Raw genomic sequence first — 24,857 nt, 5'->3', positions numbered from 1 at the left:
GTCGGGTTCCCCGTCAGAGCCGTCGTCGGGGCCGCCGCCGGAGTCGTCGCCGTGGCCTCCGGCGGGGCCGTCGTCGGGGCCGCCGTCCGGGACGCCGCCGCCGTCGCCGGGCGGGCTGCCGCCCGAGCCGTGGCGCCCGCCGTGGGTGCGCGCCGCCCGGGCGGGCCTGCCGACGGGCCTGGCGGTGGCCCTGGCGGCGGTGGTCGCGCTGGTCCAGGTGGTCGGCTCCGGCTTCGCCGCGCGGCACCAGGGTGGACGGGTCCCGCTGGACGCCTTCGGCTACCTGCTGCTGCTGATCGGGCCGGCCCTGCTGGTGCTGCGCGGCCGCCGTCCGGTCGCGGTGGTGGCGGGGACATCGGTGGTCACCGCGGTGTACCTGGCCGCCGGGTACCCGTACGGGCCGGTGTTCGCGAGCTGGGTGATCGCCTGCTGCTCGGCGATCGGCCGCGGGCACCGTCGGGCGGCCTGGGCGGGGGTCGGCGGGGTGTACCTGGTGCATGTGTTGGTCACCTTCGTCCTGCCGGACAGCTGGCAGCGCGCGCCGCGGTCGACGTTCGTCTGGCAGGCGGAACTCGGATTGCTGGCCTGGCTGTTGCTGGTGCTGGCGATCGCCGAGGTGATCCGCTTCCGGCGCGAGCGGATCGCCGCCCACCGGGCCTACCGCCAGCAGCTGGAGCAGCGCCGGGCCAACGAGGAACGGCTGAAGATGGCCCGGGAGTTGCACGACATCCTGGCGCACAGCCTGTCGCTGATCAACATCCAGGCCGGGGTCGCGCTGGCGCTGCTCGACCGGCGGCCGGAGGAGGCCCGCACCGCGCTGGTCACCATCAAGTCGACCAGCAAGGAGGCGCTCGGCGAGGTCCGCCAGGTGCTCGCCACGCTGCGCGGGCCCGGCGAGGCGCCGCGCGGGCCGGCCCCGGGGCTGGGGAGGCTGGACGAACTCACCGAGCAGGCCGACCGGATGGGCCTGGCCGTCGAGGTGCTGGAGGACGGCGAGCGCCGGCCGCTCTCCGCGACCGTCGACCTCACCGCCTTCCGGATCGTCCAGGAGGCGCTGACCAACATCATCCGGCACTCGGTGGCCCGGGAGGCGGTCGTGGTGCTGGACTGGCGGGACGCCACGGTGCTGGTGGTCCGGGTCGAGGACCCGGGGCCCGCGGTGGTCGGCGACGCCGGCGGGTCCGGCAGCGGGCTGGTCGGGATGCGGGAACGGGCGGGCGCGTTCGGTGGCACCATCACGGCGGGACCGTTGCCGGGCGGCGGCTTCCGGGTCCGGGCGGAACTGCCGACACCGAAGGCGGAGAGCGATTGATCCGAGTACTGCTGGCGGATGACCAACTGCTGGTCCGGGCGGGCTTCCGGGCCCTGCTGGACCTCCAGGACGACCTCACCGTGGTCGGTGAGGCGGACGACGGCGAGGCGGCGGTGCGGCTCGCCCGCGAACTGGTGCCGGACGTCGTGCTGATGGACATCAGGATGCCCCGGATGGACGGGCTGGAGGCGACCAGGAGGATCGCCGGGGACCCGTCGCTGTCCTCCGTACGGGTGGTCGTGCTGACCACCTTCGAGTTGGACGAGTACGTCTTCGAGGCGCTGCGCTCGGGCGCGACGGGCTTCCTGGTCAAGGACACCGAACCGGCCGACCTGCTGCGGGCGGTGCGGGTCGCGGTGGCCGGGGACGCGCTGCTCTCGCCGGGCGTGACCAGGCGGCTGATCGGCGAGTTCGCGGCTCGCTCCAAGGGGCCCGAGGCGGCCCCGGAGGGGCTCTCGGACGTCTCGATGCTGACCGAGCGGGAACGCGAGGTGCTGGCGCTGGTCGGGATGGGGCTGTCCAACGAGGAGATCGCCCGGCGGCTGGTGGTCAGTCCGTTGACGGCGAAGACCCACGTCAGCCGGGCGATGCTGAAGCTCGGGGCCCGGGACCGCGCGCAACTGGTGGTGCTGGCCTACGAGTCGGGGCTGGTGCGGCCGGGCTGGCTGGGCTGACGGGCTGGCTGGGCTGACGGGGTCGCCGGACCTCGCCGGGGTGCCGGGGCCGGTGGAGCCGGTGGGGCCGGCCGGGGCTGCTGGTGGTCGGGGCTGCTGGTGGTCTGGCTGAGCTGGTGCCCTGCGGCTACTCCCGGTCCGGCGTGTCGCGGGGCGGCCGTACTCTCCCGGGAGTATCCCAACTACCGCTGCTGGTAGGACGCGTGATGAGACCCCTCGGCGGGACGCTCAAGCCACCTCGGGAACCCCCGGGGTCGTGCAGCCGACCGCGAGGAGATGAACCACGATGTACACGCAACTGGCCGATTGGCACGGGCCGGGCGCCTGGATCCTGCTGGTGCCCCTGTTCTGGATCGCCGTGGTGGTCCTGGTGATCACGCTGCTGCGCCGGACGGTGTGGCGGCGGCGCGGCGCCTGCGGGTTCGGGGCAGGGATGGGCGCCGGCTTCGGCGCCGGGGCCCCGGGCGCGGTGGAGCACCCGCTCGCCGTTCTGGGCCGCCGCTACGCCGAGGGCGACATCGACGCCGAGGAGTACCGCGCCAGGCGGGCCGTGCTCGCGGAGTCGACGAGGGACGTCGTCGGGGGCGGTGGCGCCAAGTGACCACCCTCGACGTCGTGCGCGGCACCGCCGCCCGGGTTGCCGACGCCGTGAAGATCTACGGCATCGGCGGCACCGAGGTCCGGGCGCTGGACCACGTGACGGTGGAGTTCCCGGCCGGGCGGTTCACCGCGATCATGGGGCCGTCCGGCTCGGGCAAGTCCACCCTGATGCACTGCGCGGCCGGGCTGGACACCCTCACCGCCGGCAGCGCCTGGATCGGCGACACCGAACTCGGCCCGCTGAGCGACCGGCGGCTCACCCTGCTGCGACGGGAGCGGATCGGCTTCGTGTTCCAGGCCTTCAACCTGGTGCCCACACTCACCGTCCGGGAGAACATCACCCTCCCGCTGGACCTCGCCGGGGCCGCCCCCGACCAGGCCTGGCTGGAAGCGCTGATCGAGGTCGTCGGCCTCGGCGACCGGCTGGGGCACCGTCCCAGCGAGCTCTCCGGGGGCCAGCAGCAGCGGGTCGCCGTGGCCCGGGCGCTGGCCGGTCGGCCCCAGGTGGTCTTCGCCGACGAGCCGACCGGCAACCTCGACTCCCGCACCGGCGGCGAGGTCCTCGGCCTACTGCGCCGCGCGGTGGACGAGATGGGGCAGGCCGTGGTCATGGTCACCCACGACCCGACGGCGGCCGGCTTCGCCGACGAGGCGCTGTTCCTCGCCGACGGCCGACTGGTGGACCGGATGGAGCGGCCGACCGTCGCCTCGGTGCTGGACCGGATGAAGGCCCTCGAACGGGGGCGGCCATGACGTCGGTGACCCTTCGGCTCAGCCTGCGCTCGCTGCGTGCCCACAAGCGTCGGCTGGCCGGCACCCTGCTCTCGATCCTGCTCGGGGTCAGTTTCCTGACCGGCACGATGGTGCTCGGGGACACCCTGCGGGCCAACTTCGACACCCTGTTCGCCGATGCCAACGCCGGCACCGATGTGGTGGTCCGCAGCGCCGACGTCCTGGACTCCCCGGGGACGGCCGGCGGGGTACGGGCCCCGGTCGACGCCGCGCTCGCCGACCGGCTGCGCACGATCCCCGGGGTGGCGGCCGCCGAGCCGTCCGTCCAGGGCGCGGGCCAACTCGTCGGCGGCGACGGCAAACCCATCGGCGGCCAGGGCCCGCCCACCCTGGCGGGCAACTGGCTGACCGACAGCCGGCTGAACCCGTACCGGCTGGCCGAGGGCCGGGCACCGGCCGCCCCGGGCGAGGTGGTGATCAACCGCGGTGCGGCGAAGACGGGCGGGCTGCACCTCGGCTCGACCACCGTGCTGCGCACCCCCGACCCGGTGCCGGTCACCGTCGTCGGCATCTCCACCTTCGGGGCGAGCGCGGACGGCATGGGGCCGAGCACCTTCACCGCGATGACCTTCGCGGACGCCGAACGCCACCTCACGCCCAAGGGCGCGGGGCAGGCCAGCTCGGTCCAGGTCCGCGCGGCGAGTGGGGTCTCCCAGCGGGAGCTGGCCGACCGGATCGGCGCGCAACTGCCCTCCGGCGTCCAGGCGATCACCGGTGCGGCGGCCACCCAGGAGAGCACCCAGCAGCTGTCCGGGCGCTTCCTGAGCATGTTCACCACGCTGCTGCTGGTCTTCGCCGGGATCGCGCTGCTGGTGGCGACCTTCACCATCCACAACACCTTCGCCATCGTGGTCGCCCAACGCACCAGGGAGAACGCGCTGCTGCGGGCGCTGGGCGCGGTGCGCGGCCAGGTGCTGGGTGCGACGCTCGCCGAGGCCTCGGCGGTCGGACTGCTGGCCTCGCTCGGCGGGCTGCTCGGCGGGGTCGGGGTGGCGACCGGGCTCAAGGCGCTGTTCTCGACGCTCGGCTTCGCCCTCCCGACCGGCGGCATGGTGATCAGCGCGGCCGCCGTACTCCTGCCGCTGCTGGTCGGGACGCTGGTCACGGTCGGCTCGGCGCTGCTGCCGGCCCTCCGGGCCGGGCGGACGGCTCCGCTGGCCGCCCTGCGGGAGACGGGGGTCGACCGGGCGGCGCAGGGCAGGGCGGGCGTCGTCCGGGCGGTGCTCGGCACGGTGCTGCTGGCCGGCGGAGTGCCGGTGGCCGTCCTCGGCGCGACCGACGGTCCGTCGGTCCTGCTGACGGCGTGCGGGGCGCTGGCGGTGCTGGCCGGCACAGTGGTGCTCGGCCCGGTGGCCGCGGCCCTCGCGGTCCGCACGCTGGGCGCGCCGCTGCCCCGACTGCGCGGGGTGTCCGGCGTACTGGCCCGGCGCAACGCGGGCCGCAACCCCCGCCGGACGGCGGCCACGGCGAGCGCGCTGATGATCGGCGTCGCGGTGGTCACCCTGTTCACCGTCTTCGGCGCCTCGATCAAGGCGACCCTGGACGACACGGTGAGTAAGTCCTTCGCGGGTGATCTGGCCGTCACCACCGCCTCGTTCGGGGCGGGCGGCAGCGGGATCAGCCCCAAGGTGGCGGATGCCCTGGCGGCCCTGCCGGAGGTGCGGCAGACGGTCGGGCTCGGTCGCGGTGTCGCCCGGATCGACGGGCACGGCCGCACGCTGGACGTCACCGACCCGGCCCGGCTGTCCGGGATCGTCGACCTCGGCCGGATCGACGGCTCGCTCGACGCACTCGGCACGGACGGGCTCGCGGTCTCCCGCAGCGAGGCCCAGCAGAACGGCTGGAAGCTCGGACAGACCGTCATCGTGGGCTTCACCGACGGAGCCGGCGGGCCGTTCACCATCCGCGCGCTGTACGAGGGCGGCGGGCTGGCCGGGGACTACCTGATAACCAGGCAGGCCTGGGCCCCGCACCGGGTGCAGGACGCGGACACCATGGTCGCGGTCGGGCTGCGCGGCGGCGTCCCGCTGAGCGCAGGCAAGGCGGCGGTGACCAAGGCGCTGGTCCCGTTCGGCAATCCCCAGGTGCAGGACCGGGCCGAGTACGCCAAGAGCGCGGCCTCCGGCGTCGACATGATGCTCTCGGTGGTCTACGCGCTGTTGGCGCTGGCGGTGCTGATCGCGCTGCTGGGCATCGCCAACACGCTGACGCTGGCGGTGCACGAGCGGACCAGGGAACTCGGGCTGCTGCGGGCGGTCGGCCAGACGAGGGCGCAGCTGCGCGGGATGGTCCGCTGGGAGTCGGTGCTGGTGGCGGCCTTCGGGACGGTCGGCGGCCTGGGGCTCGGTACCTTCCTCGGCTGGGCGCTGGTGAAGGCCTCGGACAGCGCCGGGACGGGATCGTTCGCGATACCGCCTGAGCAGCTGGCCGTGGTCCTGCTGGCCGGACTGCTGGCGGGCGCGGTGGCCGGGCTCCGCCCGGCGGGCCGGGCGGCGCGGCTGGACATCCTGCGGGCGATCGTGGCCGACTAGGAGAAACCGGAGGGCAGCCCGGAGCAGGAGAGCCCGGAGGACTCGGAGGGGGAGACCCCGGTGACCCGGACCCGCTTCGCTCAGGACCTCACGGCCTGCGGGAACACCTCCCGCAGGAGCGGGTCCGGCAGCCCGCGCTTGCGCCACTCGCGCGGGTAGCCGAGCGAGACCTCCTGGAACGGGACGCCGTCGTAGCTGGTCTTGCGCGGGATGTGCAGGTGGCCGTAGATCATCGCGGCGGTGTTGAAGCGGCGGTGCCAGTCGGCGGTCAGCTCGGTGCCGCACCACTGGGCGAACTCGGGGTACCAGAGGACCTCGGTGGGGTGGCGGACCAGCGGGTAGTGGTTGACCAGGACGAGCGGGACGTCCGGGTCGCAGGCCGCGAGCCGCTGCTCGGTCAGCCGGACGCGCTCGCGGCACCAGGAGTCGAGGTCCGGGAACGGGTCCGGGTGGAGCATCCGCTCGTCCGCGCACACGATCCCGCTCTCGTAGGCGGCCGCCAGGGACTCCTCCTTGGTGGTCGTGCCGGGAGCACGGAAGGAGTAGTCGTACAGGAGGAAGAGCGGGGCGATCCGGACCGGTCCGCCGGCGCCCTGCCAGAGCGGGTACGGGTCCTCGGGGGTGACGACGCCGAGGGCGCGGCACAGTTCCACCAGGTGGTCGTAGCGGGCCACGCCGCGGAGCTGGACCGGGTCCTGGGGGTGGGTCCACAGCTCATGGTTGCCGGGCGCCCACACCACGCGGGCGAAGCGTTCGGCGAGCAGGCCGAGCGCCCACTCGATGCTGGTGGTGAGCTCAGCGACGTCCCCGGCGACGAGCAGCCAGTCGTCGGGGTGGGTGGGCTGGAGCTTCTCCACCAGGTCGCGGTTCTCCTGGTAGGAGATGTGCAGATCGCTCACCGCGAGCAGTCGCCCGCCACCGCTGGCCCCGCTGGGCGTCGACTCTGCGTCGCTGCGGATCTCGGTACTCACTCCTGCCCCCTGGGTTCACCCGGTCGATGCGGCCACCCTACGTGGCGGGCGGGGGTCGTGGGCCGGGTTGACGCGATCAGCTGTTCGACGCGGGGATCGTGGAGTCTCGCGGGAGTCGAGGATCCGAGGAACGAGGAGTCGGCAGGCCAGGAGTCGGGAGTCGAGGAGTCGGCAGGCGAAGTGAGCTGAGTTCGGATCAGGAACTGACGTCGATGAGCACACCGTGGGAGGTGGCGGTGGTGACGGCGAGGATGGCCAGCGAGGCGATGCCGAGGGCCAGTCCGAGGAAGGCGCGGCCGCGGCGGTTGGTGCCGCGGACCAGGGCCAGCGTGGCCAGGGTGATGGCGATCGGCCCCAGGACGATGTTGAAGAGCAACAGGCCCGGGAGGCCGAGGAGAAAGGAGGCGATGGCCAGGTTGTCGGCCTCGGTGGTGAGCCGGCGGTCGGTGCCGGCGCGGTCGGCGGCGGTACTCATGGTGATGGTGGTCCTCTCAGGAGGAGTGGACGGGTCAGCGGCCCGGGTCAGCGGTGCCGCAGGCGGGCGATGCCCTCGCGGGCGCCGAAGGCGAGCAGCCACGCGGTGATGGCGGCGGAGGCGGCGAGGAACACCGGGAGGGGGAGGTGGGCGGCGGTGCCGATCAGGACTCCCATGGCGACCAGTGCGGAGAACAGGATCACGGCTGGCTCCTTCAGCTGAGGCTGGTGCTGCGCCGATTTCGGTTGACAAGTGTTCACTGACTTCGAGTCCCACTGTACGCCGGCTGGCCAAGTTCGGCAAACGACTGTTTACTGAATGGCGTGAATCACATCGTGGGGGCCAGGCAGGCCCAGAAGCAGCAGAGTCGCCGGGCCCTGATGGACGCGGGGCTGCACCTGCTGGCCGATCAGAACCTGGCGAGCCTGGGCGTCCGCGAGGTCACCCGGGAGGCCGGGCTGTCCCCGGCCGCCTTCTACCGGCACTTCCCCGACCTGGCCGCGCTCGGCGTGGCACTGGTCGAGGAGTCGCTGGCCAGCCTGCACGTCATGATCCGCTCGGTGCTCACCGAGGCCGGCGGTGCCGAGGAACTGATCGACCGTGCGGTGGAGGTGATCCAGCAGCACGTCCGTGAGCACCGGCCGCATGTGCGCTTCCTGGCGCGCGAGCGGCACGGCGGGGTCCGGCAGGTCCGCGAGGCGATCGACGCCGAGCTGGGCCGCTTCGCCGCCGAGGTCGGCTCCGCCCTGGCGCTCCAGCCGGTCTCGCGCGGCTGGAGCGAGCAGGACCTGCGGATGCTCGCCGAGTTGTACGTGGACCACATGGTGTCGACGGCCTCCGCGTTCCTGGAGGCCCAGGAGGCCGACCCCGTCCGCGAGCAGCGGATCGCCGCCACCGCCCGGCTGCAGCTGCGACTGATCAGCCTCGGACGGCGTCACTGGCAGGGGAGTTGAGCACCTCGGGTCGGTGACGGGCTGCCCGATCGACCCGATCAGGGAGGTTTTCTTGGTCTGATTTTGACTCTTGACAGTAAGTCATGTCCGCGACAGCTTTGAGGGACCCCCACACCGAGAGGTCTCTCATGAAGAAGCCGCTCATAGGCGTGCTCGCCACGCTCCTCGCCACCGGCACCTCCGCCCTCGTCGGGGTCGCCCCGGCCCAGGCCTCCTCCCCGGCTCAGGCCTCCTCCCCGGCTCAGGCATCCTCTTCTGCCCAGGTCTCCTCCCCGGACCAGGGCTCCGTCGCGGCGGCCAAGGCGGTCACCGTCAACTTCGCCGGGACGGTCGCGCTCAGCAACTGCTCCGGCTCGCTGGTGCGGATGCCGAACTCGGCCGCGACCGACCCGGCCCTGGTGCTCTCCAACGGTCACTGCCTGGAGTCCGGCATGCCCGGCCCCGGCGAAGTGGTGCTCGACCAGGCCTCCAGTCGGACCTTCACGCTGCTCAGTGCCACCGGCGGCCGGCTCGCGTCGCTACGGGCGACCAAGGTGGTCTACGGCGCCATGACCGACACCGATGTGTCGATCTACCAGCTGAACACCAACTACGCCTCGATCAAGTCGAAGTACGGGATCTCGCCGCTGACCATCGCCGACACCCACCCCAGCCAGGGTGCGGACATCCGGGTCGTCTCCGGCTACTGGAAGAAGATCTACTCCTGCTCGATCGACGGCTTCGCCTACCAGTTGAACGAGGCCGACTGGACCTTCAAGGACTCGGTCCGCTACACCTCCGGCTGCAACGTCATCGGCGGCACCTCCGGTTCGCCGGTGGTCGACACCTCGACCGGTCAGCTCGTCGCGGTGAACAACACGATCAACGAGAACGGCGAGTCCTGCACCCTCGACAACCCGTGCGAGGTCGACGAGAGCGGCGCGGTCACGGTCCACCAGGGCATCGGCTACGCCCAGGAGACGTACGGCATCCCCGCCTGCTTCGGCCCCGGCAACCGCCTCGACCTCACCCTCGCGGGCTGCACCCTGCCCCGCCCGTAAGGTCGCCGACCGCCGACCACGGCCCACCCGCTCCGACCCGCCCCGACCCGACCCGCCCCGCTCCGCTCCGACCTTTCCGGAGCCACCCCCGACCCACCAACGGCCCCGCCCGCACCGCACCCCCTTCGGCGGGCGGCCGCCCGAGCAGCCGACGGAACCCGAGGCAACCCACTGACCAGCACCTTCCCCCGATGGGCCACCCGCCACCAGGCGGGTGGCCCATTCGGCCGTCCCCGGGCGGCCGCCGCACCACCCGCACCGCAGAGTGATGCCGACGAGGCAGCTGTCATGTCCGTTGACCAGATGGAGAGTTGATGACCACCAAGCTGAAGAGGCTGTTGGTTTCCGTCCTGCTGATACCGATGTTCGCGATCACCGGCCTGGCCAGCCCGGCCGCAGCCGCCGGGCAGGGGAGCGAGGCGGCCGCGGCCGCGCACGGCCGTAGCCCCGCCGACGACCCGAGCGCCGACATCAAGGACCGGCTGGCGGCGATCCCCGGGGTGACCATCACCGAGGAGCAGTCCACCACCACCGGCCACCGCTACCTCCTGGCCACCTACACCCAGCCGATCGACCACTTCCGCCCGTGGCTGGGCACCTTCCAGCAGCGCTTCAGCGTGCTGCACCGCGGCTACGACCGCCCGACCGTCTTCTACACCAACGGCTACACGCTGGGCACCGCCCCGTCCCGCACCGAGCCGACCCGGCTGGTGGACGGCAACCAGGTCTCCATCGAGTACCGCTTCTTCACCCCGTCCCGCCCCGAGCCGGCCGACTGGTCCAAGGCGGGCATCCGCCAGCAGGCCGCCGACTCGCACAGGCTGGTGACCGCGCTCAAGCGGATCTACCAGCAGGAGTGGCTCTCCACGGGCGCCAGCAAGGGTGGCATGTCCTCCACCTTCTACCGCCGGTTCTACCCGGACGACGTGGCGGGCACGATCGCCTATGTCGCACCGAACAACACCGACGTCAACGACTACTCGGCCTACACCGACTTCTTCCGCAAGGTCGGCACCCCCGAGTGCCGCGCCAAGCTGAACGCGGCCCAGCGCGAACTGCTGGTGCGCCGCGACCGCCTGGAGCCCCGCTACATCGCCGACAACAAGGCCGCGGGCTCCACCTTCAACACCCTCGGCAGCCCGGACCGCGCCTACGAGGCCGGTGCGCTCGACGTGGTCTGGGCGTTCTGGCAGTACAGCCTGGAGTCGGACTGCGCGAAGGTCCCGGTGGCCGCCACCGCGACCGACGACGAGCTGTACGCCTGGTACGACGCGCAGTCGGGCATCACCGGCAACAGCGACCAGTCGCTGGCGAAGTACACCGCGTACTACTACCAGGCCGCGACCGAGTTGGGTGCGCCGTTCTTCGACGTCTCGTACCTGAAGGACCAGCTGCACTACGACTACAAGGAGCTCTACTCGGCCCGTTCCTACGTGCCGAAGGAGATCCCGACCGTCTTCAACCCGTACGCGATGCCCGACATCGACCGCTGGGTGAAGCGCGAGGGCGAGCGGATCATGTTCGTCTACGGCGGCAACGACCCGTGGCGCGCCAAGCCGTTCCACCTCGGTTGGGGCAGTGACGACAGCTACGTCTACGTCGTTCCCGGTGGCAACCACAGCTCCAACATCGGCAAGCTGCCGGCCGACCAGTCGGCGGAGGCCACCGCCAAGGTGCTGGAGTGGGCCGGACTGGGCGACCAGGCCGCCTCCGCCCGCTCGCTCACCAAGTCGCCGCAGGTGGGTGCGCCGTTCGGCCCGCTCGACGTCGAGGGCCAGCGGCTGGAGCAGGAGCGCCGCCCGCTGTAACCGCCGGTAGCAGTCCCGCAGCACCAGGAGGCCGCCCCGCCCGGGGCGGCCTCCCGTCGTCATACCCGGTCCCGCCGGTCCCCCGGTGGCCCTGCCGGCCCCCGCTCGCCCCCCGCCGGCCCCCGCCTGGCCCCGCCGAACCCCTCCCCGAAGCAGTGAATCAGTGCTTCAATGCTTCCATGGCCTACCGACGCACCCCCGCAGTCCAAGCCCGCCTGGACGCCCAGCGCGAGGCGGTGCTGCAGTCGGCGGTCGGCCTGCTCGCCGAGCGCGGCTACGGCGGCTGCACCATGGCCGCCGTGGCGGACCGCGCCGGGATCGCCACCGGCAGCCTCTACCAGCACTTCGCCAACAAGGCCGAGCTCTCGGTGGAGCTGTTCCGCCGGGTGGTCACCCGCGAGATCGCCGCCGTGAACGCCGCCGTCGCCCACCGGGACGCCCCGCAGGAGCGGATCGCCGCCGTGGTCGAGACCTTCGCCGCCCGCGCCCTGCGCGCCCCCCGGCTGGCCTACGCGCTGCTGGTCGAGCCCGCCGACGCGGTGGTGGACGGCGAGCGCCTGGTCTTCCGGCGGGCGTTCCGGGACGTGATCGCCACCGAGATCGCCTCCGCCGTGGCGGCCGGCGATCTCCCCGAGCAGGACCCGGTGCTGACCGCCGCCGCCCTGGTCGGCGCGGTCGGCGAGGCCCTGGCCGGCCCCCTCGCGGCCGAACCCTCCGATCCCGGGCGGGCCACCGCGCAGGTGGTCCCCGCCCTGGTCTCCTTCACCCTGCGTGCCCTGGGAGGACGCGATGACAGCGACGCATGAGGTCACCAACCAGGTGCCCCTGCCGTACGGCCACGACACCGCCGCCGACCCGACCCTGCTCGCTGCCCTGCACCGGGCCGGCGCCGGCTGGGCCGAGCCCGAACTGCGCGAACTCGGCCGCCTGGCGGGCTCCGAGCAGGCCGCCGAGTGGGGCCGGCTGGCCAACGAGAACCCGCCGGTGCTGCGCACCCACGACCGCTTCGGCCACCGGATCGACGAGGTCGAGTTCCACCCCTACTGGCACGAGCTGATGCGCACCGCCGTCTCGTACGGCCTGCACGCCGCGCCCTGGCGGGACGGGCGGCCCGGCGCCCACTCCGCCCGCGCCGCCAAGTTCTTCGTCTGGGGCCAGGTGGAGGCGGGTCACACCTGTCCGATCTCGATGACCTACGCCGCTGTCCCCGCCCTGCGCCAGAACCCCTCCCTCGCCGCCGAGTTGGAGCCGCTGCTGGCCGCCACCGAGTACGACTTCGGACTGCGCGAGCCGCGCACCAAGCGCGGGCTGATCGCCGGCATGTCGATGACCGAGAAGCAGGGCGGCTCGGACGTCCGCACCAACACCACCACGGCCGCCCCGCACGCCGACGGCACCTACCGGCTCACCGGGCACAAGTGGTTCACCTCGGCGCCGATGTCCGACCTCTTCCTGACCCTCGCCCAGGCGCCCGGCGGCCTGAGCTGCTTCGTCCTGCCGCGCATCCTCCCGGACGGCAGCCGCAACCGGCTGCACCTGATGCGGCTCAAGGACAAGCTCGGCAACAAGTCCAACGCCTCCGCCGAGCTGGAGTACGACGGCGCGGTCGGCCTGCTGGTCGGCGAGGAGGGCCGGGGCGTGCCGACCATCATCGAGATGGTCAACATGACCCGTCTGGACTGCACCATCGGTGCCGCCTCCGGCATGCGCTACGGCACCACCAGGGCCGTCCACCACGCCCTGCACCGGCGGGCGTTCGGCAAGGCGCTGGTCGACCAGCCGCTGATGCGCAACGTGCTGGCCGACCTGGTGGTGGAGTCCGAGGCGGCCACCACGGTCGCGATGCGGCTGGCGCAGTCCACCGACCTCGCCCTCGCCGGGGACGAAACCGAGGCGCTGGTACGGCGGTTGGGCCTGGCGGTGGCCAAGTACTGGGTGTGCAAGCGCGGTCCGGCGCACTCCGCCGAGGCGCTGGAATGCCTGGGCGGCAACGGCTACGTCGAGGAGTCCGGGATGCCCCGGCTCTACCGGGAGGCGCCGCTGGTGTCGATCTGGGAGGGCTCCGGCAACGTCGCCGCCCTGGACGCCCTGCGCGCCATGGCCAAGCGCCCGGAGACGGTCGAGGCCTTCCTCGGCGAACTCGACGCGGCCGCCGGCGCGGACCGCCGACTGGACGCCGCCGTCGCCGAACTGCGCAAGCAGCTCAGCGACCTGACCGACCTGGAGTACCGCACCCGGCGGCTGGTGGAGTCGATGGCGCTGGCCTTCCAGGGTTCGCTGCTGGTCCGGTACGGCAACCCGGCGGTGGCCGACGCCTTCTGCGCCAGCCGGCTCGGCGGCGACCACGGCGCCGCCTTCGGCACCCTGCCGGCCGGCGTCGACACCGGGGAGATCCTCGACCGTGCCCGCCCGGTGTCCGCGTGAGGAGCGAAGAGGCCACGGGCGTACGCGAGTTCTGGCAGTCCCTGGGCCTGCCCGGGCTGGTCGACGTGCACACCCACTTCATGCCGAAGAACGTCCTCGACAAGGTGTGGGCGTACTTCGACGCGGCCGGCCCGCTGGTGAACCGGCCCTGGCCGATCACCTACCGCGAGGCCGAGGAGCAACGCGTCCAGCGGCTGCGGGACTTCGGCGTGCGGGCGTTCACGTCCATGCTGTACCCGCACAAGCCGGGCATGGCGAGCTGGCTGAACGCCTGGGCCGCCGACTTCGCCGCCCGCACCCCGGACTGCCCGCACACCGCGACCTTCTTCCCCGAACCCGGGGCGGCCGGCTACGTGGCACGGGCGATCGAGGACGGCGCCCGGGTGTTCAAGGCCCACCTCCAGGTCGGCGGCTACGATCCGGCGGACGCCCGGCTGGACGAGGTCTGGGGCCTGCTGGCCGATACCGGCACGCCGGTGGTCACCCACTGCGGATCCGGGCCGGTGGCGGGCAAGTTCACCGGCCCGGGGCCGATCGGCGCGGTGCTGGACCGGCACCCCGGTCTGGTCCTGGTGGTCGCCCACCTCGGCATGCCCGAGTACCGCGACTTCCTCGACCTGGCCGAGCGCCACCCGGCCGTCCGGCTGGACACCACCATCGCGTTCACCGACTTCGCCGAGGCCGACACCCCGTTCCCGCGCGACGAACTGCCGCGCCTGCGCGAGCTGGGCGAGCGCGTCCTGCTGGGCAGCGACTTCCCCAACATCCCGTACCGGTACCTCCACCAGCTGGAGGCGTTGGCCGGGCTGGGGCTGGGGGAGGAGTGGCTGCGGGCGGTCTGCCACGACAACGCGGCCGCCCTCTTCCGCCTCAGCTGACCGCACGTACCTCAGCCGACTGCGACCGAACGCACCTGAGCCCACCGCTCGCACCTCAGCCGCCCAGGACTGCACGCACCTCAGCCGACCGCCCGCAGCACGCCCACCGCGTCCGCGTGCAGGCCGGGCGCGGCGACCAGGAAGCTGTCCGAGGTGGCCGTCCAGGCCGCTCCGGCGGCGTCCGTCACCGCCGCGCCCGCCTCGCTCGCGATCAGCGCCCCGGGCAGCAGGTTGCCCGCGTCCTGCCCGTACTGCCAGAACAGCGCCAGGTGCCCCGAGCCGACCTGGGCCACCTGGAGTGCGGTCGGGCCGAGATTGCGCACCGCCAGCACCGCGCCGACCATCGCGGACAGCGACTCGCCGGCCCGCCGCACCGCCACCGGATCGGCGGCCACCAGGGGCGGCTGGCTGGTCGCGGCCACGGAGGCCGCCAACTCGCGTTCCAGCGGAGCGATCGGCCGACCGTCCAGCTGCGCCCCGCCGCCCAGCACCGCCCGGTAGGTCCGGCCCGCACCGAACAGTTCCGGGGCGTGCACCACGGCCAGCACCGCCGTGCCGTCGCGCACCAGCGTCGCGGTCACCGCCCAGTGCGGCTGCCCGAGCAGGTACTGCACCGCGCCGTCGGTCGCGTCGCAGACCCACCACTCGCCTTCGGCGGGCACCGGTCCGTCCAGTTCCTCCGGCACCCACCCGGCCTGCGGGCGCAGCGCGGCCAGCCGGTCGCGCAGTGCGGCGGCGGCCGGGCCGTCCAGCTCCGCGAACCGCGCCATTGCCTCCTCGGCCGTCCGTCCCGGGGTGGGCTCGGTGGGGCGACCGGCGGCGAGCCCGGCGCCGATCTCGCGCACCGCCGCCTCCACGCCCTCCGCCAGCGTCCAGAGCTCCCCGTCGTACCCCACCCCGTCGTGCCCCGCAGCGCCGTGCCGCGTCACGCCGTACCCCGCCGTGCCGTACCCCACCAACTCGTGCTCCTCGACTCGATCGATCGCGTCCGCCGGCCGGTCCGTTCCGGCCGAACAGGACAAGGGGTACCGTCAGGGCTGCTGAACAGGACGCTCGAACGGCTGGAAACGACGGAGATCGGACACCCATGGACCTCGCCACGACCGATCCGGACAGCGTGCTGGACCCGCTCGACCGCCGTCTGGTCTGCGCGCTCCAGGTGGACGGACGGGCCGAGCCCGGCCGGATCGCCGAGGTGCTGGGCGTCTCCGCCCGGACGGTCACCCGCCGGCTCGGCCGGATGCGCCGGGCCGGGGTGCTGCGGGTGGTCCGGATGCCCGACGTCGAGGACGCCGCCGTGGGCGCGCTGCTGCTGCGGGTCCGGGTGCTGCGCGGCCGGGTGGACGCCATCGCCCAGGCGCTGGCCGACCGTTCCGACGTCCCCTTCGTCGACGTGATGCTCGGCGGGCACGAGGTCGGCGCCGTGATGATGAGCGATGCCGGGGGCCGCGACCGCCTGCTCTACGGCCAGCTGCCCGCGACCGGCGCCGTGACGGAGACCACCACCCATGCCGTGCTGCACGCCTTCGCCGACGCCGGCCAGTGGCAGGCCGGCTGGCTGACCGACCAGGAGGCCGCCGCTCTCGCCAGGCCTCAGGTGCCGCGCCCCGCCACGCCCCCGCCGCTGGACGAGCTCGACCGCGCCCTGCTGGAACGCCTGGGCGAGGACGCCCGGCAGTCGCACGCCGTACTGGCCGGGGCGGTCGACGCACCCGAGTCGACCGTCCGCAGGCGCCTGCAGCGGCTGGACCGGCTCGGCCTGCTGCGCACCCACGCGACCGTGGACCCCCGGCTGCTCGGCATGGCCGTGGACGCCAACCTCTGGCTGGACGTGCCGCCCGGCCGGCTGGCCGAGGTCGGCGCCGAACTGGCCCGCCACCCGCAGGTGCACGGTGTCTTCGCCACCAGCGGCCCGACCAACCTGCTGGCCACGCTGTTCTGCCCGGACCACGGCGGCCTCTACCGCTTCCTCACCGACACCCTCGGCCCGCTCGGGGTCACCCGGGCCGAGACCACGATCACCGCCCGCGCGGTGAAGCGGGCGGGCGTGCTGCTGCACCGACCGCGCCGCCCGTGAGCCGTCGGTCCCGGCCGTACGGGGGCCTCAGAGCTCCGGGTCCACCGCGGACCGCAGGAAGCGGTCCGTCTCGGCGTCGGCCGGCAGGAAGGTCTCCAGGGCCAGCTCGGAGACGGTCACGTCCAGCGGGGTGCCGAAGGTCGTGACCGTGGAGAGGAAGGACAGCACCTGTCCCTCGTGCCGGAGCCTCAGCGGCAGTGCGACCGGACGGCCGCCCTCCGTGAGGTCCTCCGCCGGCACGCCGGCCGGCTCGGGGTAGCCGCCGACCTCCTCACGCAGCCGCCGCAGCTGTTCGGTGCCGACCAACTCCAGCTGCTGGTCCAGCCGTTCCAGCAGGTGCCCGCGCCACTGCCGGTGGTTGAGGATCCTCGGCGCCAGCCCGTCCGGGTGGAGGGCGATCCGGACGGCGTTGAACGGTGGCCGCAGCAGGTGCGGGGCGACGCCGTCGAGCAGCAGGGCGAACGCGCGGTTGGCCGCCAGGACCCGGAAGTCCCCGTCCAGGACCAGCGCCGGGTACGGGTCGTGGGCGGCGAGCAGCCGCTCGATGCCGCCGCGCAGGGCGTCCATCGACGGGTCGTCCAACGGCGTCTCGGGGTAGTGCGGGGCGTACCCGGCCGCGAGCAGCAGGGTGTTGCGTTCGCGCACCGGGACGTCCAGCTGTTCGGCCAGCCGCAGCACCAGTTCCCGGCTCGGGTGGGAGCGGCTGTTCTCGACGAAGCTGAGGTGCCGGGCCGAGCAGTCCGCGCGCAGCGCCAGGTGTTGTTGGCTGAGCTGTCGCCGTTCCCGCCAGCCGCGCAGCAGCGGGCCGACACCGGTTCCCGTCGGGCTGCCCATGCCCGCCATGATCGTCATGATCGAGGACGGTACTCGAACGGCCCGGCCCGCGGGAGAGGGCGGTACCGATCAGGGGGCGCCGGCGTCGGGCGGTACCGATCAGGCGGGGGCGTCGGCGTCGGGCGGTACCGATCAGGCGGGGGTGTCGGGCGGGGCGTCGGGCGCGGTCGTAGCCGCGCGGTCCTCAGACGCCGGTGGTCGAGCCCGGGCGGACGATCATCAGCACCACGACCACGGCCCACAGCAGGTTGAACACCCCGGCGGTCATCGGCAGCATCCGCAGGCCGCCGACGGCCTTGGTGCGCTGCTCGTCCTCCGGGTCGAGGGCGAGCGCGTCCACCGCGGCCTGCTGGCCGGGCAGGACGAAGAGCAGCAGCGAGAGCGCGGCCACGGCGGTGACCACCATCGAGGCGATCAGCCAGGACTGGCCGAGCACGTCCATCATCTGGGCCAGGCCGATGCCCAGCACCGGCACCGCGACGCCGAGCAGCGCGTAAACCTGGGTGATCCGGTGCAGGACGCGCAGCACGCCCGCGTCCGAGGCCTGGTCCGGCCCGCCGGCCAGGGCGGCCTTCGCCCGGCGCGGGAACATGCTGACGGCCACCGCGACCGGGCCTATGAACAGGACCGAGGCGAGGACGTGCAGGCTCAGCAGGAACTTGGCCATGGCGGGGCACCCTTTGATCCGTGGGCAGCTGGGGGTCGGCGGGCGTGCGCGGTCGGCGTGCCCACGACCAGGCACGCTAACACCGCTTATTCACCGGCCCCGCGCTCGGGTGCCCCGCCCGGCCCGGCTCGGGCCGCCGCAAGCCGTTCCGTTCTCCCTGCCGCAACCGGCCCCGCTCGGGCCGGCCGCCGCCCCGACTCCGCTCGGGCCGCCGCACCCGGCTCCGCTCAGCCCGCCGGGACCAGCTCCACGATGCGCGGCGGGGCGGTGCTGACGGCCGCGACGGCGGCGCCGTGCTCGGGGTCGGTCCAGTCGAGCAGGTGGAGGTCCTCGAACCGGCTGTGCAGCGGGGCGCCGGGCAGGACGTCCAGCGGCAGGGCGGACATGTCGACCCGCCCGAGGGTGTCCAGGGTGGCCCGGCCGATCTTGATCAGCGACTCCTTGCGCACCCACTGCCGCAGGAAGGCCCGGTCCGGCTCCGGGGCGGCCTCGACCAGGGCCAGTTCGGCCGGGGCGAGCACCCGGCGGGCGACCGCGCCCAGCGAGCCGCCCCGGCCGGCCAGTTCGACGTCCACGCCGACGGGCCGGTAGCCCGCTCCGGCCGCGACCACGCCCCGGGTGTGGGACAGGCTCACCTGAACCCCGGGGTGGTCCGGCAGGTAGGGCCGGCCGTGGTCGGCCAGGCCACAGTCCGGGCACTCCTGGGCGAGGACCAGCCCGGCCGCCGGGACGCCGAGCAGCCGGGCGGCGCAGAGCCGGACCAGGACGTGCCCGGCGACGAAGTCGGTCCGTCCGGACTCCTGCCGGAAGCGTGCGGCGCGCGCCCGCTCGATCTCGGTGAGCAGGTGCTCGCCCGCCTCGGGGTGCCGCAGTACGGCGTCGGCGGACGCGACGGCGACGAGCGGCGCGCCCTGCTCCTGGGCCTCGGTGGTCATGCCGTCCAACCTAGCCCGCCCCGTGGCCGGGCGGGGAGCCGGGACCACGGGGGTGCGGCCCGGGTCCTTGCGCTGTTCGAAGGACTGTCGTATCCGATCTGAGGGTGCGTAGGGGGTGAATAGTCTGTTTTGCGCTTGGACGTTCCGAATCTGTGGGATCAGCAGCAAATACGACGGAATGCGGCAGGTCATCCGGGCCTGCCCTTTTTCCATGTGCGGAGGAATTGTCGATGGGTCAGGCCACCGGTTCACCGGATCGCAGAACGACCGCCGCAAGGAGAGCGCCCGCGGCGAGGAGAGCGCCCGCCACCGGGCGTCGTCGGGCCGTCCGGGCCGCCGTGGCGACCGCCGTCGCCGCCGTGCCGATGGTCGCCGTGCTGACGGTCGGCTCGGCCGCTCCGCTGGCCCCGCCGCTGGGGGCCTGTTCCGGTCCCGGCTGCCCCGCGACCTGGCCGCCGCCCAACAACGGCGACTTCACCGGGCGGGACGCCTCGATCAACGTCTTCACCGGCGGCGACTACACCGTGACCGGCCGCGCGGCCGAGGCCGAGGGCAAGATCGTCGCGCTGGGGAACCTGACCGTCGACAAGAACGGCGGCGGCGTCTACAACATGGGCGTCGTCGGTGTCGGCTCGCGCGTCGTGCCGCCCAACGGCAGCGACTTCGTCACCACCGGCGGCAGCGTCGACGTCAGGACCGGCAACTCGATCCTGATCGGCGGCAGCGACTCCCACGGCACGGCCTTCGGCAACCTGCGCCACGCGGGCGGCGTCACCGGCACCGTCGCCATCGACCCCACCGGCAAGTCGATCCAGGACCCGAACGCGGCCGCGCCGTACCAGGACGTGCTGGCCCGGATCGAGGAGGTCTCCGACTGCGTCGGCCGGGCCACCGCGACCGGTACCGTCGCCATCTCCTCCGGTCAGGCCACCTTCACCGGCGACGGCGTCAGTACGAAGCAGGTCTTCAACGTCTCCCAGGACCTCGCCTCGCCGAGCGGCGGCCAGATCGGCCTGGTCTTCGCGAACATCCCGGCCGGGGCCACCGTCGTGGTGAACATGCTCGGCGACAGCCCGATCATCAACACCTACACCGGCACCGGTCTGGCGGGGGACCAGACCACCGCGATGCGCTCGAAGCTGATGTACAACTTCCCGACCGCGACCGCGCCGAGGATCCTCGGCAGCGCCCAGTTCCAGGGCTCGGTCATGGCCGGCAACCCGGGCAGCACCACGACCATCGCCCAGGCGGGCATGAACGGCCGGGTCTACCTCGCGGGCAGCCTGATCCACACCGGAACGGGCGGCTACGAGATCCACAGCTACCCGTTCGACGGGGACCTGCCGGACTGCAGGGTGACGCCGAGCCCGTCGCCGACCTCCGTCTCGCCCTCTCCGTCGCCGACTTCCCCCTCCCCGACCTCGCCCTCCCCGACGTTGCCGAGCCCGACGTCCCCGTCACCGACATCCCCGTCACCGACGTCCCCGAGCGCGAGCGCCTCCTCGCCGTCGGCCAGCGCCTCCACGTCGAGCGCCGGCCCCGCCCCGACCAGCCACCACCCGTCCAAGCGCCCGACCGGCCACCACCCCGGTGGCGGCGGTGAGCTGCCGTCGACCGGTGCGGGCAGTGCCCCGCTGGTCTTCGGGCTGGCCGGCGCCGGACTGGTGGGCCTCGGCGCGCTCGCCGTCCTGGCCGCCCGCCGTCGCGGCCGCCACAGCTGACGGTTCCACTGACGGCCGAGGCCGCCCGGGTCCACCGACCCGGGCGGCCTCGCCGCGTCCGCCAAGTGCTTCGAGCCCTGTTCCCGTGCCCTGTTCCCGAGTCTCGACTCCGCCCGCCCGCAGTTTCGACGCAAGCAGTTCGACGCAAGCAGTTCGACGCCCGCCGTTGGACGCCCCGCCGGTTCAGCGCCTCGCCGGGTATCCCGCGAGCCCCGAGCCGAGCAGCCCGAAGGCCCGTTCCACCGCCGCCTCGATCCGCTCCCGCACGGCCCCGGCCGGCTCCCCGGCGACCATGGCCCGCCGGATCTCGCCCAGCACCGCCCGGTGGGCCCCGGCGACGGCACCCGCGACGATCCGGGGGAGCGGGTCCTCCGGGTCGGCCCCCGACTCCTCGGCGAGGACGGTCGCCAGCGCGGCTTCGGCGCGCTCGCCGAGTTCCAGCAGCCGGGCGCGCAGCGCCGGGCTGTCCGCGATGATCCGCCAGAACGCGCTGACCTCGGGGTTCAGTCCGACCGTCGGGTCCCCGCCGGCGACGCCCGCCAGCAGGTCGGCCCGTACGGCGTCCACGGCAGAGCTGCCGGCCGGCCGCCGGCGGACCACCTCGGCCAGGTGGGCGACCACCTCGTCCTGCCGGTCGAAGAACAGGTCCTCCTTGGTCGGGAAGTAGTTGAAGACCGTGTTGGGCGAGACCCCGGCGGCCCGGGCCACCTCGACCACCGTGACCTGCTCGAAGCCGCGCTCGGCGAACAGGCCCATCGCGGTGTCGGCGAGGAGCTCCCGGGTCTGCTGCTTCTTGAGTTCGCGAAGTCCCATGGCGGAATCGTACCGCCAGATCATGGTGTCACTTAAAACTTGAAGTGACACCAAAAATATCCGCTACGGTGTCCGCATGACTTTCACCTTCGGCATCTACCCCGGCGGCTCGCTCGGCGACGAGACCGGACTGATCGAGCCCGTCCGCCCCGACGAACCCGCGCGGATCGCCGCCGCGCTGCGCGAACTGCAGGGCAGCGCACCGGAGTTCCTGGTCCGCGCCTACCGCTCGTACGCGGCCGACGAGCACCGCACCCCCGAGCGGCCCGAGCAGTACGCGACGGACGGGCGGAAGCTCGACCTGGTGCTGCAATTCGGCGTGCGCAGCGGCGAGTTGGACGGCTGGACGGACTACGTCCGGCAGGTCGTCCGCACCGAGGGCCCCCACCTCGCCGTCCTGCAGATCTGCGAGGAACCCAACCTGGACCTCCCCGTCCTCGACGGCAGCATCCCGAACGTGCGCCGGGCGCTGGTCGAGGGCGTCATCGCGGCCAAGGAGGAGGCACTGGCCCTCGGTTACCGGCAGCTCGCGGTCGGCTTCAACGCGGTGCCGTCCTTCGATCCGGCCGACACCTTCTGGCCGGAACTCGGCGAACTCGCCGACGAGCGCTTCCACCGCTCCCTGGACTACGTCGGCCTGGACTTCTTTCCGGACGTCTTCCGCCCCGTCCCGGACGGTCAACTCGCCGACGCGGTCGAGGCGGTGGTCACCGGATTCCGCGAGGAGGCGCTTCCCCGGGCCGGGATCGGGTCGGCCGTCCCGCTGCGGATCTGCGAGAACGGCTGGCCCACCGGTCCGGGGCGCAGCGAGGAGCGGCAGGCCGAGGTGGTGGAGCGGGTGGTCCGGACGGTGGCCGGCCTGGCCGGGCGGCTCGGCGTCCGGAGCTACTCTCTCTTCGCCCTCCGGGACGCGGACAGTGCCGGCCCGGGACCGTTCCACCACTTCGGTCTGCTGCGGGACGACTGGACGCCCAAGCCCGCCTTCGACGTCTACCGCGAGCTGGTAGCCGAACTGACGGTCCGTTAGTCGAGCGGTGGCGCGAGGAAGCGCTCCACCGTGCGGCGCTCGGCGGCGACGGCGTACACCGGTTCGCCGAGCACCCGGCCGCCGTGCCGTGTCACCGAGTGACCCGGATCCGGGGGCCGGGTGCCGGGGTCCGGATGCGGGGGCCGGGTGCGGGGTCCGGGTGCGGACCCCGCTGCTGTGGCTGACCTGAGCGGAGATCCGCGGCCCCGTCCACCCTCCCCGGTGCCCGGGTTACGTCACCTCGCCCCGGCGGGAGAAGCGCTCGTCCCGCCACTCGCCGCTCGCCAGCACCTCGGCCAGCTGCCGGGCCGCGTCCCACACCTCGGTGTACGAGAGGTACAGCGGCGTGAAGCCGAAACGCATCAGGTCCGGCGCGCGGAAGTCCCCGATCACCCCGCGCGCGATCAGCGCCTGCACCACCGGGTAGCCGTCGGCGTGCCGCAGCGCGACCTGGCTGCCCCGCCGGGCGTGCTCGCGCGGGGTCACCACCTCGACCCCGTCCAGGCCCTCGACCAGGGAGACGAACAGGTCGGTCAGGGCCAGGCTCTTCGCCCGTACGGCGGCCAGGTCGGCGCGCTCCCAGATGTCCAGCGAGGCGTCCAGGGCGGCCTGGCCGAGCAGCGAGGGCGAACTGGTCAGGAAGCGCCCGATGCCCGGCTTCGGGTCGTACCCGGGCTCGAAGGCGAACGGGCGGGCGTGCCCGAACCAGCCGCTCAGCGGCTGCCGCGGTCCGGCCGCCAGGTGCCGCTCGGCGACGTACAGGAAGGCCGGAGCGCCGGGGCCCGAGTTCAGGTACTTGTAGGTGCAGCCGACCGCGAAGTCCGCTCCGGCGGCGCCGAGTTCGACCGGCAGCGCGCCCACCGAGTGGCACACGTCCCAGATCATCAGGGCGCCCGCGGCCTGCACCCGGGCGGTGATCCCGGGCATGTCCAGCAGCTCGCCGGTGCGGTAGTCCACGTGCGACAGCACCACGGCGGCGACGTCGCCGTCCAGGTGCCGGTCCAGCTCCTCGGGGCGGATCAGCACGCTGCGGCCGCCCTCGACCGGACCGGTCACGCCCTCGGCGATGTACAGGTCGGTGGGGAAGGCCTCGGCGTCGCCCAGCACCGTCCGCCGCCCCGGGCGGAGCTCCAGCGCCGCCGAGAGCACCTTGAACAGGTTCACCGAGGTGGTGTCGCAGACGACCACCTCCGCCGGATCGGCGCCGATCAGCGGCGCGATCCGCCGCCCCAGCCGGTACGGCTGCTCGAACCAGCCGGCGTCGTTCCAGCTGCGGATCAGCTCCCGGCCCCACTCCCGCTCGACCACCTGCGCCACCCGCTCCGGCGTGCGCACCGGCAGCGCGCCCAGCGAGTTGCCGTCCAGGTAGATCACCCCGTCGGGCAGGGCGAACTCCTTGCGGAACGCCGCCAGCGGGTCGACGGCGTCCAGCGCCGCGCACTCCTCGCGCGTGATCATGCCCGTCCTCTCCTCCGTCACCGGCTCGGTCACAGCTCGTCCCGGATCGTCCACAGCTCAGGGAACACGTCCTGCTCGGCCGCCTTGCGCAGCCAGGTCAGCCCGCTGGAGCCGCCCGAGCCGGGCTTGGCGCCCATCGTCCGCTTGACCGAGCTCAGGTGGCGCTGGCGCCAGCGGGTGACCCGCTCGGCCACGTCCAGCAGCGCCTCGCCGAGCGGCTGCAGGTCCGCGAACTCGGGCTCGGTGTAGACCCGGCGCCAGGCCGCCGCGACCTCCTCGGAGGGCCGGTAGCGCTGCTCCGAGGGCTCCTTGTGCCCGGTCAGGCCGCGCCGGGCCAGCAGGCCGATCGCCTCGTCGTACAGGCCGGGGGAGCGCAGCGCCTCGGCCAGCTCGGCCTGGGTCTGCGGCATCCCGTCGTACATGTTCAGCAGCGCGGCGTTCTTGTTGCCGATCAGGAACTCCAGGTGCAGGAAGGCCGAGGACTGGAAGCCGGAGGCCTCGCCGAACAGCGAGCGGAAGGAGTTGAACTCCTCCGGGGTCATGGTGGCCAGCAGGTCCCAGGACTCCACCAGCACGTCCTGCACGTGGGTGCCGCGGCGCAGCGCGGCCAGCGCGGCGTTCAGGTCGTCCTCGCGCAGCGCCTGCCGGGCGATCGTCCACTCGTGCCGCAGCAGGTCGAAGAGCAGCTCCATCACCTGCGTGGTGACGATGAACGACAGCTCGGCCGGCTCTTTGCTGCGCGGGTGCTGGAGGCTGTGCAGCTCCTCCAGGCGCGCGTACTGCGCGTACGGGGTGCCCCGACCCGGCTGGCCGCCCCGACCGAATGACAGGTTGGGTGTCTCCACCGTGTCGTGCCCCATCCCGATC

Annotated in this window: 24 protein-coding genes; 14 read left to right on the top strand and 10 right to left on the bottom strand. The window is 73.4% G+C overall.

Translation table 11 applies throughout. The features are described from left to right. Positions 1–145: 145 nt before the first annotated feature. The 5 genes from ACZ6Z8_RS07140 (at position 146) to ACZ6Z8_RS07120 (ending at position 5,909) form a co-directional block, all read left to right on the top strand. The gene (locus ACZ6Z8_RS07140; protein ID WP_465607125.1) at positions 146–1,312 is read left to right on the top strand and encodes a sensor histidine kinase; all 1,167 of its coding nucleotides are present in this window, start codon (positions 146–148) and stop codon (positions 1,310–1,312) included. Beyond that, entirely contained in the window at positions 1,309–1,986 is a 678-nt protein-coding gene (locus tag ACZ6Z8_RS07135) for a response regulator (RefSeq protein WP_465607123.1), read from the top strand. Before ACZ6Z8_RS07140 ends, ACZ6Z8_RS07135 begins: the two co-directional genes overlap by 4 nt. A gap of 286 nt (positions 1,987–2,272) precedes the next feature. Then, positions 2,273–2,587: an SHOCT domain-containing protein gene (locus tag ACZ6Z8_RS07130; RefSeq protein WP_465607121.1), complete on the top strand. Its 315-nt coding sequence runs from the start codon at positions 2,273–2,275 to the stop codon at positions 2,585–2,587. Continuing rightward, a complete protein-coding gene (locus tag ACZ6Z8_RS07125) occupies positions 2,584–3,339 on the top strand; it encodes an ABC transporter ATP-binding protein (protein ID WP_465607120.1) in 756 nt (251 codons plus the stop codon). Before ACZ6Z8_RS07130 ends, ACZ6Z8_RS07125 begins: the two co-directional genes overlap by 4 nt. Beyond that, the gene (locus ACZ6Z8_RS07120; protein ID WP_465607118.1) at positions 3,336–5,909 is read left to right on the top strand and encodes an ABC transporter permease; all 2,574 of its coding nucleotides are present in this window, start codon (positions 3,336–3,338) and stop codon (positions 5,907–5,909) included. Before ACZ6Z8_RS07125 ends, ACZ6Z8_RS07120 begins: the two co-directional genes overlap by 4 nt. Before the next feature lie 80 nt (positions 5,910–5,989). Here ACZ6Z8_RS07120 and ACZ6Z8_RS07115 read toward each other — a convergent pair whose 3' ends face one another. The 3 genes from ACZ6Z8_RS07115 to ACZ6Z8_RS07105 form a co-directional block, all read right to left on the bottom strand. Continuing rightward, a complete protein-coding gene (locus tag ACZ6Z8_RS07115) occupies positions 5,990–6,880 on the bottom strand; it encodes a metallophosphoesterase family protein (protein WP_465607116.1) in 891 nt (296 codons plus the stop codon). 196 nt (positions 6,881–7,076) lie between these two features. Next, positions 7,077–7,355 (bottom strand): DUF4190 domain-containing protein, encoded by a 279-nt coding sequence (locus tag ACZ6Z8_RS07110; protein WP_465607114.1) that lies wholly within the window; start codon positions 7,353–7,355, stop codon positions 7,077–7,079. 47 nt (positions 7,356–7,402) lie between these two features. After that, the gene (locus tag ACZ6Z8_RS07105) at positions 7,403–7,558 is read right to left on the bottom strand and encodes a hypothetical protein (protein ID WP_270151505.1); all 156 of its coding nucleotides are present in this window, start codon (positions 7,556–7,558) and stop codon (positions 7,403–7,405) included. A 120-nt stretch (positions 7,559–7,678) separates the two neighbouring features. Here ACZ6Z8_RS07105 and ACZ6Z8_RS07100 point away from each other — a divergent pair, with 120 nt between their 5' ends. The 6 genes from ACZ6Z8_RS07100 to ACZ6Z8_RS07075 all read left to right on the top strand — a co-directional run bounded on the left by ACZ6Z8_RS07100 (position 7,679) and on the right by ACZ6Z8_RS07075 (position 14,458). Continuing rightward, positions 7,679–8,308, top strand: coding sequence for a TetR family transcriptional regulator (locus ACZ6Z8_RS07100; RefSeq protein WP_465607112.1), 630 nt, complete (start codon positions 7,679–7,681; stop codon positions 8,306–8,308). A gap of 128 nt (positions 8,309–8,436) precedes the next feature. Continuing rightward, positions 8,437–9,348 carry a S1 family peptidase gene (locus ACZ6Z8_RS07095; RefSeq protein WP_465607110.1) on the top strand — a complete coding sequence of 304 codons (912 nt, stop codon included), beginning with the start codon at positions 8,437–8,439 and terminating at the stop codon, positions 9,346–9,348. 314 nt (positions 9,349–9,662) lie between these two features. Then, on the top strand, positions 9,663–11,156 hold the full coding sequence (locus ACZ6Z8_RS07090; protein ID WP_465607108.1) for a S28 family serine protease: 1,494 nt from the start codon (positions 9,663–9,665) through the stop codon (positions 11,154–11,156). Positions 11,157–11,335: 179 nt separating this feature from the next. Then, positions 11,336–11,962 (top strand): TetR/AcrR family transcriptional regulator, encoded by a 627-nt coding sequence (locus ACZ6Z8_RS07085; protein WP_465607106.1) that lies wholly within the window; start codon positions 11,336–11,338, stop codon positions 11,960–11,962. Next, complete coding sequence (locus ACZ6Z8_RS07080; protein WP_465607104.1) at positions 11,946–13,580, top strand: acyl-CoA dehydrogenase family protein; 1,635 nt, start codon at positions 11,946–11,948, stop codon at positions 13,578–13,580. The genes ACZ6Z8_RS07085 and ACZ6Z8_RS07080 overlap by 17 nt, the downstream gene beginning before the upstream one ends. Next, positions 13,577–14,458, top strand: coding sequence for an amidohydrolase family protein (locus ACZ6Z8_RS07075; RefSeq protein WP_465607102.1), 882 nt, complete (start codon positions 13,577–13,579; stop codon positions 14,456–14,458). Before ACZ6Z8_RS07080 ends, ACZ6Z8_RS07075 begins: the two co-directional genes overlap by 4 nt. A gap of 80 nt (positions 14,459–14,538) precedes the next feature. Here the strand turns inward: ACZ6Z8_RS07075 and ACZ6Z8_RS07070 are convergent, their stop codons facing one another. Further along, on the bottom strand, positions 14,539–15,414 hold the full coding sequence (locus tag ACZ6Z8_RS07070; protein ID WP_465607100.1) for an inositol monophosphatase family protein: 876 nt from the start codon (positions 15,412–15,414) through the stop codon (positions 14,539–14,541). Between the two features lie 131 nt (positions 15,415–15,545). Here ACZ6Z8_RS07070 and ACZ6Z8_RS07065 point away from each other — a divergent pair, with 131 nt between their 5' ends. After that, positions 15,546–16,535, top strand: coding sequence for an Lrp/AsnC family transcriptional regulator (locus ACZ6Z8_RS07065; RefSeq protein ID WP_465607099.1), 990 nt, complete (start codon positions 15,546–15,548; stop codon positions 16,533–16,535). A 27-nt stretch (positions 16,536–16,562) separates the two neighbouring features. Here ACZ6Z8_RS07065 and ACZ6Z8_RS07060 read toward each other — a convergent pair whose 3' ends face one another. The 3 genes from ACZ6Z8_RS07060 to ACZ6Z8_RS07050 all read right to left on the bottom strand — a co-directional run bounded on the left by ACZ6Z8_RS07060 (position 16,563) and on the right by ACZ6Z8_RS07050 (position 18,971). Continuing rightward, positions 16,563–17,387 (bottom strand): helix-turn-helix domain-containing protein, encoded by an 825-nt coding sequence (locus ACZ6Z8_RS07060; protein WP_465607097.1) that lies wholly within the window; start codon positions 17,385–17,387, stop codon positions 16,563–16,565. Positions 17,388–17,553: 166 nt separating this feature from the next. After that, entirely contained in the window at positions 17,554–18,036 is a 483-nt protein-coding gene (locus tag ACZ6Z8_RS07055; RefSeq protein WP_402815959.1) for a DUF2269 family protein, read from the bottom strand. 227 nt (positions 18,037–18,263) lie between these two features. Then, positions 18,264–18,971, bottom strand: a complete 708-nt coding sequence (locus ACZ6Z8_RS07050; protein WP_465607095.1) for a 4'-phosphopantetheinyl transferase family protein — start codon at positions 18,969–18,971, stop codon at positions 18,264–18,266. Between the two features lie 338 nt (positions 18,972–19,309). On the opposite strand from ACZ6Z8_RS07050, the gene ACZ6Z8_RS07045 reads away from it, so the two are divergent. Next, positions 19,310–20,692 carry a choice-of-anchor A family protein gene (locus tag ACZ6Z8_RS07045; RefSeq protein ID WP_465607093.1) on the top strand — a complete coding sequence of 461 codons (1,383 nt, stop codon included), beginning with the start codon at positions 19,310–19,312 and terminating at the stop codon, positions 20,690–20,692. Positions 20,693–20,875: 183 nt separating this feature from the next. On the opposite strand, the gene ACZ6Z8_RS07040 is transcribed toward ACZ6Z8_RS07045, so the two are convergent. After that, positions 20,876–21,505, bottom strand: a complete 630-nt coding sequence (locus tag ACZ6Z8_RS07040; protein ID WP_465607091.1) for a TetR family transcriptional regulator — start codon at positions 21,503–21,505, stop codon at positions 20,876–20,878. A gap of 76 nt (positions 21,506–21,581) precedes the next feature. Here ACZ6Z8_RS07040 and ACZ6Z8_RS07035 point away from each other — a divergent pair, with 76 nt between their 5' ends. After that, positions 21,582–22,532, top strand: a complete 951-nt coding sequence (locus ACZ6Z8_RS07035; protein WP_465607089.1) for a hypothetical protein — start codon at positions 21,582–21,584, stop codon at positions 22,530–22,532. A 231-nt stretch (positions 22,533–22,763) separates the two neighbouring features. On the opposite strand, the gene kynU is transcribed toward ACZ6Z8_RS07035, so the two are convergent. Both kynU and ACZ6Z8_RS07025 read right to left on the bottom strand, forming a co-directional pair. Beyond that, on the bottom strand, positions 22,764–23,990 hold the full coding sequence (gene kynU, locus ACZ6Z8_RS07030) for a kynureninase (protein ID WP_465607088.1): 1,227 nt from the start codon (positions 23,988–23,990) through the stop codon (positions 22,764–22,766). A 29-nt stretch (positions 23,991–24,019) separates the two neighbouring features. Continuing rightward, positions 24,020–24,850, bottom strand: coding sequence for a tryptophan 2,3-dioxygenase (locus ACZ6Z8_RS07025; RefSeq protein WP_465607086.1), 831 nt, complete (start codon positions 24,848–24,850; stop codon positions 24,020–24,022). Between the last annotated feature and the right edge of the window lie 7 nt (positions 24,851–24,857).

It is taken from the genome of Kitasatospora sp. NPDC101108, from assembly GCF_055584725.1.
This window is presented reverse-complemented; position numbering and strand designations above follow the sequence as displayed.